The 12601-nt window shown below is 60.3% G+C and carries 10 protein-coding genes; 2 read left to right on the top strand and 8 right to left on the bottom strand.

Annotated features, from left to right (window positions below; all coding sequences use genetic code 11):
• Window positions 1–137: 137 nt before the first annotated feature.
• The gene (locus tag ACR0I7_RS02045; RefSeq protein ID WP_480507924.1) at window positions 138–1040 is read left to right on the top strand and encodes a DMT family transporter; all 903 of its coding nucleotides are present in this window, start codon (window positions 138–140) and stop codon (window positions 1038–1040) included.
• On the opposite strand, the gene glmM is transcribed toward ACR0I7_RS02045, so the two are convergent.
• The 8 genes from glmM to ACR0I7_RS02005 form a co-directional block, all read right to left on the bottom strand.
• Entirely contained in the window at window positions 1037–2380 is a 1344-nt protein-coding gene (glmM, locus tag ACR0I7_RS02040; protein ID WP_480507922.1) for a phosphoglucosamine mutase, read from the bottom strand. The genes ACR0I7_RS02045 and glmM overlap by 4 nt on opposite strands.
• A gap of 37 nt (window positions 2381–2417) precedes the next feature.
• On the bottom strand, window positions 2418–3416 hold the full coding sequence (gene folP / locus ACR0I7_RS02035; protein ID WP_480507920.1) for a dihydropteroate synthase: 999 nt from the start codon (window positions 3414–3416) through the stop codon (window positions 2418–2420).
• Window positions 3413–4333 carry a dihydroneopterin aldolase gene (locus ACR0I7_RS02030; protein WP_480507918.1) on the bottom strand — a complete coding sequence of 307 codons (921 nt, stop codon included), beginning with the start codon at window positions 4331–4333 and terminating at the stop codon, window positions 3413–3415. Before ACR0I7_RS02030 ends, folP begins: the two co-directional genes overlap by 4 nt.
• Window positions 4334–4463: 130 nt before the next feature.
• Window positions 4464–5105 carry a cell wall hydrolase gene (locus ACR0I7_RS02025; RefSeq protein ID WP_480507916.1) on the bottom strand — a complete coding sequence of 214 codons (642 nt, stop codon included), beginning with the start codon at window positions 5103–5105 and terminating at the stop codon, window positions 4464–4466.
• A 187-nt stretch (window positions 5106–5292) separates the two neighbouring features.
• Window positions 5293–7854 carry a putative PEP-binding protein gene (locus ACR0I7_RS02020; RefSeq protein WP_480507914.1) on the bottom strand — a complete coding sequence of 854 codons (2562 nt, stop codon included), beginning with the start codon at window positions 7852–7854 and terminating at the stop codon, window positions 5293–5295.
• Between the two features lie 68 nt (window positions 7855–7922).
• On the bottom strand, window positions 7923–10124 hold the full coding sequence (glyS, locus tag ACR0I7_RS02015; RefSeq protein ID WP_480507912.1) for a glycine--tRNA ligase subunit beta: 2202 nt from the start codon (window positions 10122–10124) through the stop codon (window positions 7923–7925).
• A gap of 9 nt (window positions 10125–10133) precedes the next feature.
• On the bottom strand, window positions 10134–11342 hold the full coding sequence (gltS, locus tag ACR0I7_RS02010; protein ID WP_480507910.1) for a sodium/glutamate symporter: 1209 nt from the start codon (window positions 11340–11342) through the stop codon (window positions 10134–10136).
• A gap of 9 nt (window positions 11343–11351) precedes the next feature.
• Window positions 11352–11876, bottom strand: a complete 525-nt coding sequence (locus ACR0I7_RS02005; RefSeq protein WP_480507908.1) for a DUF6446 family protein — start codon at window positions 11874–11876, stop codon at window positions 11352–11354.
• A gap of 91 nt (window positions 11877–11967) precedes the next feature.
• Between ACR0I7_RS02005 and ACR0I7_RS02000 the strand changes: the two genes are divergently transcribed.
• A complete protein-coding gene (locus ACR0I7_RS02000; protein WP_480507906.1) occupies window positions 11968–12600 on the top strand; it encodes a MarC family protein in 633 nt (210 codons plus the stop codon).
• Window position 12601: the final 1 nt, after the last annotated feature.

Here is a 12601-nt window from a genome sequence, read left to right as displayed (position 1 = left end):
GCGGCCCTTGTGGCCGCCCTTTTTCATACCCGCACGTCACTTGAATCAAGAGCGGCAATCATATGAAGTCAAATGACTTTACCAGACATTACCTTATCACCCCGTGACAATAGAAGACCCGCAGTTTAGAGGACCCTATGGTTCAGCAACCCAACTCCCGTGACTGGAGCGGCGTTACCGGTCTTGGCCTCATCTGGGGCGCAACATTCATGGTGGTTGCCATCGCGCTGGAAGGGTATGGGCCGGTCACCGTGGCGGCAGCGCGTACCACGCTGGGCGCGGTCACCCTGCTGTTGCTGATGGCGGTGACACGCCGCAAGCTTCCCGACTTTAGCCCAAGCCTGTGGGGCGCGATTGTCATCATCGGCATTCTGTCGACTGCCCTGCCCTTTGTCCTGCTCAGCTGGGGACAGCAATATGTGCCCTCGGCCTTTGCGGGCCTGTCCATGGCTGCGGTGCCACTGATGGTTTTGCCGCTGGCTCACTTCTTCTCGGACGAGCCTATGAACGCGCGCAGAGTATTCGGCGTATGCCTTGGCTTTTCGGGCGCGTTGGTGTTGATCGGTCCGGGGCTGGCGCAGATCGGGAATGGTGCCGTGCCACTGGCACAGTTGGCCTGTATCGGAGCTGCTTTGTGCTATGCTGTGTCCTCGATTTTCACCCGCCGCTGCCCGCCAATTGATCCGGTTGTTCTGTCTGCGCTGACGCTGATAGTGGGCGCCGTGATCTTGCTGCCGATCATGCTGATCACTGATGGTATCCCCGGATGGGAAGGTAACCGTCCCGGAATCGCCATCGTTATTCTGGGACTGGTCCCCACAGCTTTTGCCACGCTTCTGCGCATATCTATCATCCGCAGCGCGGGATCGGTCTTTCTGACACTGGTGAACTATCAGGTTCCGGTCTGGTCCATGGTGTTTGGTGCCTGGATTCTATCCGAGGCGCTGCCCTTGCGGTTCTACATCGCCCTGGCGCTGATCCTCACCGGCCTGGCCATCAGTCAGTGGTTCAGCCTTCGAAAGATGCTGACGAGCCGCTAGCCTGCGGCGGCCTCGACCTCGGCCACGATACCGTCGACAACCTGCGTCAACAACGCATCATCCTCACACTCGGCCATGACCCGGATCAGTGGCTCGGTTCCCGATTTCCGGATCAACAATCGCCCCTGTCCATTCAGCCGCTGCTCGGCATCTGCAATGGCGGCCTTGACGCTAGCAACCTCAAGCGGCGTTTGACCGTCGCCATAGCGCACGTTCTTGAGCAACTGCGGTACGGTTTCGAACTGGCGCGACAGCTCGGACGCTTTGCGCCCGGAATGCACCATCTCGGCCAGGAAATGCAGGCCGGCCATCAGCCCGTCACCCGTCGTGGCAAAATCCGACATCACGATGTGACCGGATTGCTCGCCCCCCAGATTGAACCCGCCTTCGCGCATTCGTTCAACCACGTAGCGATCGCCGACGGCTGTGCGCTCCAGACGCAACCCAAGACCGCCAAGGTGACGCTCCAACCCGAGGTTTGACATCACCGTGGCAACCAGCGCACCGCCCTTCAGGGTTCCCTCGTTTGCCCAGGCCGATGCCAGCAGCGCCATGAGCTGATCCCCGTCGGCGACCTGCCCGGTCTCGTCCACAATCACAACGCGGTCGGCATCGCCATCCAGACAGATGCCCACATGCGCGCCATGCGTGACAACGGTTTCCGCAGCGATCCGGGGCTGGGTCGATCCGCAGCCAAGGTTGATGTTTTTACCATTAGGCGCGGTTCCGATCGGGATAACCTCTGCACCAAGCTCCCACAAAACCTCGGGCGCGGTCCGGTGCGCGGCACCGTTGGCGCAATCGATCACCACCTTCAGCCCATCCAGCCGCAAATCCCGCGGCAGAGAGGACTTCACTCGCTCGCCATAGCGGAACCGGGCATCGTCAACCCGCCGCGCGCGGCCAATGTTCTGCGCCTGCGCGGGCTTGACCCCTTCCTCGATCAGTTTTTCGATCTCAAGCTCGGCCTGATCGGACAGCTTGAAGCCATCCGGCCCGAAAAATTTGATACCGTTGTCCACCGCAGGGTTATGGCTGGCCGAGATCATGACGCCCAGATCAGCGCGCATGGAGCGTGTCATCAGACCAACAGCAGGCGTTGGCACCGGCCCCAGCAACAGCACGTTCATCCCCGTGGATGTCAGCCCCGCGGTCAGCGCGTTTTCCAGCATATACCCTGACAGGCGCGTATCCTTGCCGATCACCACCCGGTGGACGCCCGTTGCATCGCGACGGAAATACCGCCCAACCGCCGCCCCGATGCGCAATGCCATTTCCGCCGTCATCGGATAAGTATTGGCGGTCCCCCGCACCCCGTCGGTTCCGAACAGCTTGCGCATACGCGTTACTCCACAAAATTTGGTACCTGCGACCGGATTACCGGACGACAGCCCACAGACGCAAGGCCTGAGACGTCTCGGCCACGTCATGCACCCGGATGATTTGCACACCTTGCGACAATCCGGCCAAAGCAACAGCAATTGATCCCGGCGCGCGCGCATCTTTGCGCGGCTCTCTGCCGATCGAGCCAATAAAGCCCTTGCGCGACACGCCCAGCAAGATCGGGCAGCCCAACCCGTGGAACAGGCTGAGATTGCGCAGCAGCGTCAGGTTATGCGCCTCAGTTTTGCCGAACCCGATGCCCGGATCGATAACGATCAGATCACGGCTCAGGCCTAGCTGTTCCAGATGCGTGATCTGCGCCTCAAGAAAATCATACACATCCAGCAACACGTTCTCATATTGCGGATCGTCCTGCATGGTGGCGGGATCGCCCTGCATATGCATCACGCAGACGGGCGCTTTGATCCCTGCACAGTAAGGGGCAAGATCGGCGTCAAAGGTAAAGCCTGACACATCATTGATCAGGCCAGCCCCCGCCTCCCACGCGGCCCGGGCCACGGCCGCCTTGCGCGTATCGATCGAGATCAGCGCATCGGTGTCCTCACGAATGGCCGCGATCAGCGGGCGGGTCCGTTCGATTTCCTCATCAACGGGCACAAAAGCCGCGCCGGGACGCGTCGATTCACCGCCGATATCGAGGATAGTGGCCCCATGCGCAACCATCTCGGCCGCCGCCGCACGCGCTGTCGCCACCGAATTGTGCAACCCACCGTCCGAGAAACTGTCAGGCGTTGCGTTGAGGATGCCCATGATCTGTGGACACCCCATGTCCAACCCGACAATCGGTGCGCGCGCCCGAGTGAGCCGATCCAACATATGCGGTGGAATCTCGGACAGCTCGACAACCTCGGACCCGCCCGAGCGGGTCAGCTTTTCAGCTTGGGTGAACCACAGCGCTTGCCCCGCAAGCGCGACGGCGTTTTGCGGCCGGGCCGGGCCATGCTGCACCAACGGGCGGAAATAGACACTCACAGCTGCTTTTGCTCGACCGAAACCGCCCGCAGCGGGGTTTTGGGAGCCTCGGGCAAGTCGCCACCGATCACCAGCATTTCGCTAGCCTCAAATGTGGCCGCAAACCATGCCGCCAGCGCCACTGCGTCAGACGGAGCAGCAGAGGGTCCGTCCACCGCATCCAGCACGATCTTGGACGGAGCCCAGACGCAGATCTGACCGTTCTTCATCGCCCAATCCAGCTCGGTCCGCGTCGAGACAACGACGCAGCGATGATCGCGTGCCGCCAGCACCCATGCGTTCTGTTCAATCGCCAGCAGGTCGATCCGACGCTGTGTCATCGCATGTCCCGTCTGCGAGACCTGCAGATCCGCGGCACCAACGCACAGGATCAACGGGCGCTGCCGATTCTCAAGCTGATCGATCCAGCCGGTCAGATTATCCGAAGCAATCGCGTCATTCGACAGGAACACCAGACGCGGATGCGGGCGCTCTTCCTCGACCACTTCGTGATGCACTCCATCCCTGCCGCGTACAATCTCAACCCCTAGTGCGCCGGGGCCGCGATCCAATTTTTCAATGCGAACAAAAGCTCTTACAGCCTGAGGCTCAAGCAGAATACGTTCAGCAATCCGATCCGCCAGCGTCTCAAGCAGATTCAAACGCTCAGCCGCCAGTTCAAAGGCAATCGCCTCGGTCACACGATCATAGGACAGGATACGATCCACATCGTCGTCTATGGGGTCAGTCAGAGGACGGACCTCAACGACAACGTTGAAACAGATGCGCTGAGTCGTGCCCCGCTCGGCCTGGAAGGCCCCGATCTCGACCTCGACAATATGGTCGCGCAGCGAGATGCGATCCAGCGGGCCGCGCGGCGCAGTGGCTTCGGACCGTTCAGACGGATGCGCAAAGGCAAGGCGAACTTCAGAACTCATAGGACGGGCCTTTTCGGCTCAGTGGGCAAGTTGGCCCAAAGTATACGGTGCCGCGCGCCTATAGCATCCAAACAAACGCCAATCCAGCCGTTGAATGCGGCGTCTCGCATTGCGAGACCCCGCCTGGCAATCAGTTGCTCGCCGTCTGATAGTTGTGCCGATAGAAGATATGCACACCAATCCGCGCGGTTTCCTTGTAGACCCGTGCCCAGGAAGGGCGAACCGCTTTGGTATGATAATGGGTGGCGCCTTCGGTCAAAGGTACGCTGACGCCATCGATGGCAGCCCGCGCAACCTTGGCAACCCGCTCATACGCCTTCTTCTCGTGGATCACCTCTTTCTGCCCGTCGCAGGTATAGGTAAACTGGCACTGGTATTTCCGACCAGTCCCCTGGCGGATCACACCACACAGCGAGTCCGGAAAACGACCGCTTTTGACACGGTTCAGGATCACCTCGGCAACGGCGAACTGCCCACGCACACTTTCACCGCGCGCCTCGAAATACAACGCCTCGGCAAGACATTGCCAATGCTCATCTCCGGTCGCTTTTGGCTGTTGATCCAGCCACGTCTTCGAATATGAAACCTCAATAGGCTCCTGCACCTTCCGCGGCTTGAAAAGCTTCAGATAGTCGCGGAAGCTTTGGACCGGCAGCTCACCCCGAGCAACCAGTTCACGTTTAGCAGTATTTGTTGCTTCCCTCTCGGCGAAGGAAACACTCGGCAGCATAGCTGCTGCCGACATGGCAACAGCCAGTATGTAACGTAGCATCAGATAACCTCGCACAGGCACAATATGCGCCATACCCTCCCCCGGCGGGCGCGACGAGGCTACTACCCCAGTTCAGGGCAGACGTCCAGTTCTCAAAAAAAAGCAAGAGGAAATCCGCCCGCGAGACCAATTAAATTTGGCCACAGGTCCATCCCAAACCCACTAATCCTTGGGCGGATTGTGCGTGTCAACCCCCAAGTTTGGACGAAATTGCCAGTTGAGCGGCAGCCAGCCGAGCGACGGGTACCCGGAAGGGCGAGCAGGACACATAGTCGAACCCTAGATCGCGGCAAATCGCGATTGATTCGGGGTTTCCGCCATGTTCACCGCAGACCGACAGGGTCACGTCAGGCTGCGCGGCCCGGCCGCGCTCTGCCCCCAGCTTCAGCAACTCGCCCACACCGTCAGGGTCAAGCACATGGAATGGATCTTCGGTAAAGACGCCCTGCTGGACATAGGCTGACATGAACCGACCCGCATCGTCGCGGGACAAGCCATAGGTCATCTGGGTCAGGTCGTTGGTCCCGAAACTCAGGAACGAGGTATGCGGCGAAATCTCTTCGGCTCGCAGACATGCGCGCGGTGTTTCGACCATAACCCCCAGACGATATTCGAATTCCTGGCCTTTTTCTGCGGCAACCGCAGTAGCCACAGAGTCGATGCGCGATTTGACCAGCTCGACCTCGCGATTGGCAGACACCAGCGGAATCATCACCTCGGGTACGACGAGGGCGCCGTTCTGCCGCGCCTCCAGCGTCGCCTCAAAGATCGCGCGCGCTTGCATGTCGTAAATCTCGGGCACGGTCACCCCAAGGCGGACGCCCCGCAGACCCAGCATCGGGTTATATTCCGTCATTGCGGCCACCCGCCGTTCAACATCTGAAACCGGCAGGTCCAGCGCCTCGGCCAGTTCGCGTTGTCCAAGGCGCGTTGTAGGCAGGAACTCATGCAGCGGAGGGTCGAACAGACGAATGCAGACCGGCTGCCCCTCCATGATACGGAACAGCTGCACAAAATCTTCGCGCTGCATGGGCAGCAATCGCTCCAGCACCGCCGCACGACCAGAGGGGGTTTGTGCAAAAATCATCTCGCGCATCACGATCAGGCGGCCCGGATCAAAGAACATATGCTCGGTCCGACACAACCCGATGCCTTCAGCCTGAAAATTTCGGGCGGTCTGCGCGTCGGCGGGCGTGTCCGCGTTGGCGCGAATGGCGATATCACGCTCGGCATCCGCCCAGCTCATCAGGGTCTGGAAACAGTCGTCCAGGGCGGCTTCCAGCATGGCCGGCTCGCCCGCCAGAACCTGCCCCGAACTGCCGTCGATTGTCAGGACGTCGCCGGTTTTGAACACCCGGCCGTCCCGCGTGCTCAGCAGCTTTTTCTTGGACTGGAACCGCAAGTCCGACGCACCAACGATGCAAGGCAGCCCCAAACCGCGCCCGATCACCGCCGCGTGGCTGGTCATGCCACCCTTTTCGGTCAGAACCGCCACTGCCGCATGCATCCCGCGTACATCTTCGGGCGAGGTCTCACGACGCACCAGAATACACGGCTCCCCGCGCGAGGCACTGGCTTGTGCCTCGGCTGAGGTAAAGACGATACGGCCCGTCGCGGCACCGGGACTAGCGGCGATCCCAGTGGTCAGCACATCGCGCCGAGCCTCGGGATGCACCTGCCGGTGCAGCAGTTCGTTCAGCGAATGGGGATCGATACGCATCACCGCCTCTTGCGGCGGAATGATCCCGTCCTCAGCCAGATGCACGGCAATCCGCATGGCTGCACGGGCACTGCGCTGCACCCGGACGCCGTCCAGAATGTGGACATGCCCGTTCTCGATCACAAACTCGACCTGCATCTCTTCGCGCAGCTTGACCCGCATCAGAGCGGCATGCTGCTTGAGGTCCGCAAACGCTTCGGGCGCGACCTCCTCCAGCGAGCGTCCGCGCGGGTCCTTTTCCAGATAGAGCGCGGCAACCCCTTCGCCCAGTGCATCCCGCCCCTGGCTCTGGCTCAGATAGCGACCGGTGATCTGCGGCATCCCGGTGGTCGGATCAACCAGTTGCAAAACGCCCGAGCCGCACTCGCCCTGCCCGACACCCGGAATCATCTCTTGTATGACCAACCCCAGCCCCGCATCGGCAGGCGCGCCCTTGGCCTGGCGCAGCAACCGGGCCGACGTGCCATCCCATGCCCGCGCCATCGACCGCAACACACCGATCAGTTGCTCGCCGCGATCCTGCGGAAAGGCCTCGTCGGTTTCATCCTCATACGCCTTCAGCGACAGACGCAAACCCTCGCGACCATCGGCGTCGATGTCATCAAAGACATCTGCATCCAGCCGCGCGACATGGATCGCATAGCTCTGGACAAAGCGCAGATACAGCGCCGCCGCCGCCTCGGCCCCCATTGTGTCTGACAGGTCCACGTACCGCGCATCGTTCATGCCGATGTTCAGCACCGCACCGGGGCCGCCCCAATCCGGGTCTTCCGAACTGGGCCGGACGCAGAGCAGCGCAGTTGCATCGAACTGTTCCAGCACCGCACCGATATCCGGCACATCCCCTTCAGCCAGCCGCAGCACCGCCTCAAAGGACAGCGCCACGGTCCGCGGCACTGGCAATTCCAGCCGAACCAGACGCTGCAGGCACTTCGCCCGCCCGCCATGCGTGTTCGCAGCCACCGGCGCATCCGGGGTAATCAGGGTGGTATGTGGATTATTCTGCACTGCAGCACCTTTTGGTTTCACCGCAGCATAAGCGCGTTTGTCTTTCGCGCAAGGGCGTTATGGGCGCGCTAACACGCGCGCCCAAGGCTTTACCCTTCGATCAGCGTCAAATCCGCGACACTAGAGCAGACCTGACGGATCTGGCTCAGCAGGTTCAGACGGTTGCGGCGCAGGATATCATTGTCAGTATTGACCTGCACATCTTCAAAGAACGCATCCACCGGCCCGCGCAAGCCCGCCATGGCCGACATCGCCGCCGGGAAATCCTCGGCCTTGAGCGCCGGATCAATCTGGGCCTCAGCCGCGTCCAAGGCTGCAAACAGAGCCTTTTCGCTGTCCGTCTCGGCAAACTTCACATCCGCACCGTAGGAGTATTCCACCCCATCTTTCTCTTCCGCCTGAGACAGGATGTTATTGGCGCGCTTGAACCCCTGCACGAGGTTCTCTCCATCCTCGGTCGCAATCACCGCGTTCAGCGCACGAGCACGTTTGACCAGCAGGTTGAGGTCGTCATTGCCGTCCATCGCGATACAGGCGTCGATCACGTCGTGGCGGATGCCCTCATCGCGAAGGAAGACTTTGAGGCGGTCGTGGAAGAAGGAGAGGAGATCAATCGTGCGTGAGTCTACCTCTCTTCCTGCGACCATCACACCAAGTGTAATTGTCGCAGGATAGGTCTGGAATGTCCCATCGCCGGACTTTTCTCGGTATTCTTCGGCTAATTTGTTTAGTTCGTCCGCACGGGCTTTCGATACTCCAGTGTCGTTGCTGAGAATTCCTAGTGTTGCCGTATCAAGTATCGAAATCTGCAGTTCGTTCTCCAAAAGCAACCGGATAACCCCCAACGCCGCTCTGCGCAGAGCAAACGGGTCTTTCGATCCGGTGGGCTTCTCATCAATCGCCCAGAACCCAGTCAGCGTGTCCAGCTTATCCGCCAGTGCCACGGTCACCGACAAAGGCGCGGTCGGCACGTCATCTGACGGCCCCAACGGCGAGTAATGATTCTGCGCCACAGCAGCCACGGCGGCATCTTCGCCCGCCGCTTCGATGTAATACCGCCCCATAAGCCCCTGCAATTCCGGGAATTCATAGACCATCTCAGAACTCAAATCGGCCTTGGCCAGACGCGCGGCTCTTTCGGCCTGTTCCGCATCCGCTCCAACAACCGGGGCCAGTTCGCGGGCCAGCGCCGCGATGCGGTCGATCCGTTCAGCCTGTGTGCCAAGCTTATTGTGGAAGGTCACATTCTCCAGCGCGCGGGTCCATTGGGCGATGTCCGATTTGGCAACGCGCAGATCGTTCTCCCAGAAGAATTTCGCATCGGCCAGACGCGCCGACAGCACCTTCTGGTTCCCCGCCAGAATGGTCGCGCCGTTGTCGGCGGTTTCGCGGTTGGCCACGGTGATAAACCGCTCGATCCGACCGGTCTTGGGGTTCTTCACGGAAAAGAACTTCTGATGCTCTTTCATCGAGGTCTGCAGCACCTCTGGTGGCAGGTCGAGGAATTCGTCATCGATCTTGCCCATCAGGACCACCGGCCATTCCACCAGCCCGGCAACCTCGGCCAGCAGGCCCTTGTCGTCGACCACCTCGAGACCAGCGGCAAAGGCCATGTTCTGGGCGTCGTTCCAGATATGCTCGGCCCGTTCTGCAGGCGACAGCACCACAAAAGCGCGTTTCAGCTTGGCGGCATAATCCTCGAATGAGCTGACCGAGAACCGACCCGGTGCCATGAACCGATGACCTTCGGTTGTGTCATCGGTCTTGATCCCTTCGATCTCCATCGGCACAACCTGTACGCCGCTTTCATCGCTCAGGATGCACAGGATCGAGTGCAGTGGCCGAACCCAGCGCATCGACCCGCTGCCCCAGCGCATGGATTTCGGCCAGGGGAAGTTACGGATCGTCGCCTCAAGCACTTCGGCCACAATCTCGGCCGCCGGGCGCCCGGCTTTCTCGATGGTGGCGAAATAGACCGCGCCCTTGGGTGTCTCACGTTCCTCTAACTGATTGCGGGTCAGGCCCGCACCGCGTAGGAACCCTTCGATGGCTTTGTCCGGCGCGCCGACCTTGGGGCCTTTGCGTTCTTCGCGGATGGTCGGGCTTTCGGCCAGCAGCCCCTCAATCGCCAGCGTCAGACGGCGGGGCGTCGTCAGCGCCGCAGCACCCGCATAGGTCAGGCCCGCCTCGACCAAACCATCGGTGATCCGCTTTTTCAGATCCTCACCGGCACGGGCTTGCATCCGCGCGGGGATTTCCTCGGAAAACAGTTCGATCAGCAGGTCGGGCATTTTCAGTCCTTAGAAATTTACAATCGTCTGAATGACGATGGCATTGGCAATATCCACAAAGAATGCGGATACAAGGGGGAGCACGATAAAGGCAATAGGCGACGGGCCATATCTCTTGGTCACAGCCGTCATATTCGCAATTGCGGTGGGGGTTGCGCCCAAAGCAAAGCCCCCAAACCCGGCGGACAGCACGGCGGCGCGGTAGTTGCCCGCCATCAGCGGGAACAGAACCCAGATCACAAAGGCCACCGCAAACAGCGTCTGCGCCGCCATGATCACCGCAATCGCCATGCCCAGCTGCGCAATAGTCCAGAGCTGCAGGCTCATCAGCGACATGGCCAGAAACGCGCCCAGCGCAAATTCCGAGATCAGCGCCAGCGATGGCGTACGCGACACCGGCGGGGCCGAGGGGCGCAGAACCGCCCTGAGATTCGCGATCACGATCCCCATGATCAGACAAGGCACAAACAGCGGCAGCTTTAACCCGGCGGCGGTGATGACTTCGCCCAAGGCGTATCCGGTAATAATCGCAAGGTTCAGATACAGCAGCACCCGCATGATGGTCAGGTGGCTGATATCATCGGGCTGATCCGTGTCATCCGGCAGGCCAACGGTATGTTCCTCTTCGGGTCGATCCGGGGACAGCTTGCGCCCTTCGATCAGCAGACGGCCAATCGGCCCCCCTACCAGCGCCGCCAGAACAAGGCCCAGCGTCGCGACAGCCACGCCCAGCTCGGTCGCGCCGTCCAGTCCGGTGGCCTCGGCCACATCCGGGGCCCACGCAATAGCAGTGCCATGCCCCCCGATCAGTGCAGCAGAGCCGAACAGAACGCCGGATTGTGCCGGATAGCCAAAGATCGCTGCCCCGGCGGCCCCGATGACGTTCTGGAACACAATCGTAACGAGCGTCAGAATCAGAAGGATCAACAGTGGCTTACCGCCCGCAATCAAATCGGACAGCCGCGCGTTCAGACCAATCCCGGCAAAGAACAGAACCAACAGAAAATCGCGGGTATTCAGCTCGAACGACAACTCTATGTCGAGCGCCAGATACAGCAATAGCACAACCAGCGAGGCCAGGAGGCCTCCGGTCACGGGCTCGGGTATGTTAAAGCTGCGCAGGATGGGAACACCGGCATTGATCCGCGCGCCCAACAGATAGACGGCAAAGCCCAGCGTGGCGGTCAGAAAGTCTGGGATCTCAAGCGTGTATCCCATCTCATCCTCTCAGTTCTGCGGTCTGGGCGGACATTCCTCGCCAACAACCGTGCCGTCATAGGCCTTTTCGCCGCAATTGTTCAGCGCGTGCCAGACATATCCCCGGCCATCTTCGGTGACGGCAACAATCCGATCAACGCCGTAATGGATGTTCTTGGTCCCCATAAACGCACGCGCCCGGCCCGATTTCAGATCATCGGCCAGTGCCACCGCGTCATAACAGTCAAACCATCGCGGCGCGGTTAGCGGTTCCGGGTCATCGACCGGCACAAAAGAGGCCGCCAGTTGATCAGGCGTCAGGTCCGTCTCAAAACAGGCACGATACCGGATCGGAGAACTATCAGCGTCAATCGCCCGAAACTCGCGATACGCAATCGGCGTCACACCCTGCCCGCCTTCAGACATTAACGCGACATCCTCACCGGGTTGAGGTTCAACATCATAGTAGAACCCATAAACCTGCAGGTAATACATGCCGATGCCAGCAGCAGCAGCGCAGACGAGAAGAAGGATTGCCAGCAGCTTTCCGGTCATAACTGAGAACTCCTGCTCATGCCGCCTCTTTCAAGTTCTTGTAAAATAGGACAGGTTCGGGCCAGATACAGGCAGAAACGAGGTGGCCGATATGGAAACGACCCTTGCCGTCGGATTTTTCGGCGCGCTGTTTGCGATCATGAACCCGATCACCAACCTGCCCGTGTTTCTCAGTGTCACGCAAAGCCTGTCGCCCGCCGATCAGCGGAAAGTGGCGGTGAAAACTGCGATCTATTGCCTGATCCTCGGTGGCGCCTTTGCCTCGGTCGGCAGTCAGGCGTTGGGGCTGTTCGGCATTAGCGTCGATCACCTGCGCGTGGCCGGTGGGCTGGTTGTACTGATGATCGGCCTCAACATGCTGAACGGGAATGAGAGCAGCTCGCATCACGGAACCGACGGGGAAAAGCAATCTTACCCCGCGCCCGAGACGGTGGCCTTTTATCCGCTGGCTTTCCCGATCTTGGTGGGTCCGGGCACGATTACGACGCTCATCCTCTATGCCCATCACATTAAAAAACCAATCGAAGCCATTGTTTACGCAGGTGTCTTCTTGGCTGTTGTGGCTCTTTTGCTTATTACCTTCTGGAACGCCGCCTGGCTGGCCAAGAAACTGTCGGACAATGCACGCGTGATCATGAGCCGTTTCATGGGCATGATCCTTTCGGCCATCGCAATTAGCATGATCGCCGACGGCCTGAAGGCTTTGCTGCCAGGTCTGGCCTAAC

It is taken from the genome of Ruegeria sp. AM1, from assembly GCF_056540745.1.
This window is presented reverse-complemented; position numbering and strand designations above follow the sequence as displayed.

Coding starts and splice junctions, on each gene's coding strand:
- gltS (WP_480507910.1), bottom strand. CDS start 11,342: ATGGGATACACGCTTGAGATCCCAGACTTTCTGACCGCCACGCTGGGC.
- glmM (WP_480507922.1), bottom strand. CDS start 2,380: ATGCGCAAGCTGTTCGGAACCGACGGGGTGCGGGGGACCGCCAATACT.
- ACR0I7_RS02000 (WP_480507906.1), top strand. CDS start 11,968: ATGGAAACGACCCTTGCCGTCGGATTTTTCGGCGCGCTGTTTGCGATC.
- glyS (WP_480507912.1), bottom strand. CDS start 10,124: ATGCCCGACCTGCTGATCGAACTGTTTTCCGAGGAAATCCCCGCGCGG.
- ACR0I7_RS02005 (WP_480507908.1), bottom strand. CDS start 11,876: ATGACCGGAAAGCTGCTGGCAATCCTTCTTCTCGTCTGCGCTGCTGCT.
- ACR0I7_RS02045 (WP_480507924.1), top strand. CDS start 138: ATGGTTCAGCAACCCAACTCCCGTGACTGGAGCGGCGTTACCGGTCTT.
- ACR0I7_RS02025 (WP_480507916.1), bottom strand. CDS start 5,105: ATGCTACGTTACATACTGGCTGTTGCCATGTCGGCAGCAGCTATGCTG.
- ACR0I7_RS02030 (WP_480507918.1), bottom strand. CDS start 4,333: ATGAGTTCTGAAGTTCGCCTTGCCTTTGCGCATCCGTCTGAACGGTCC.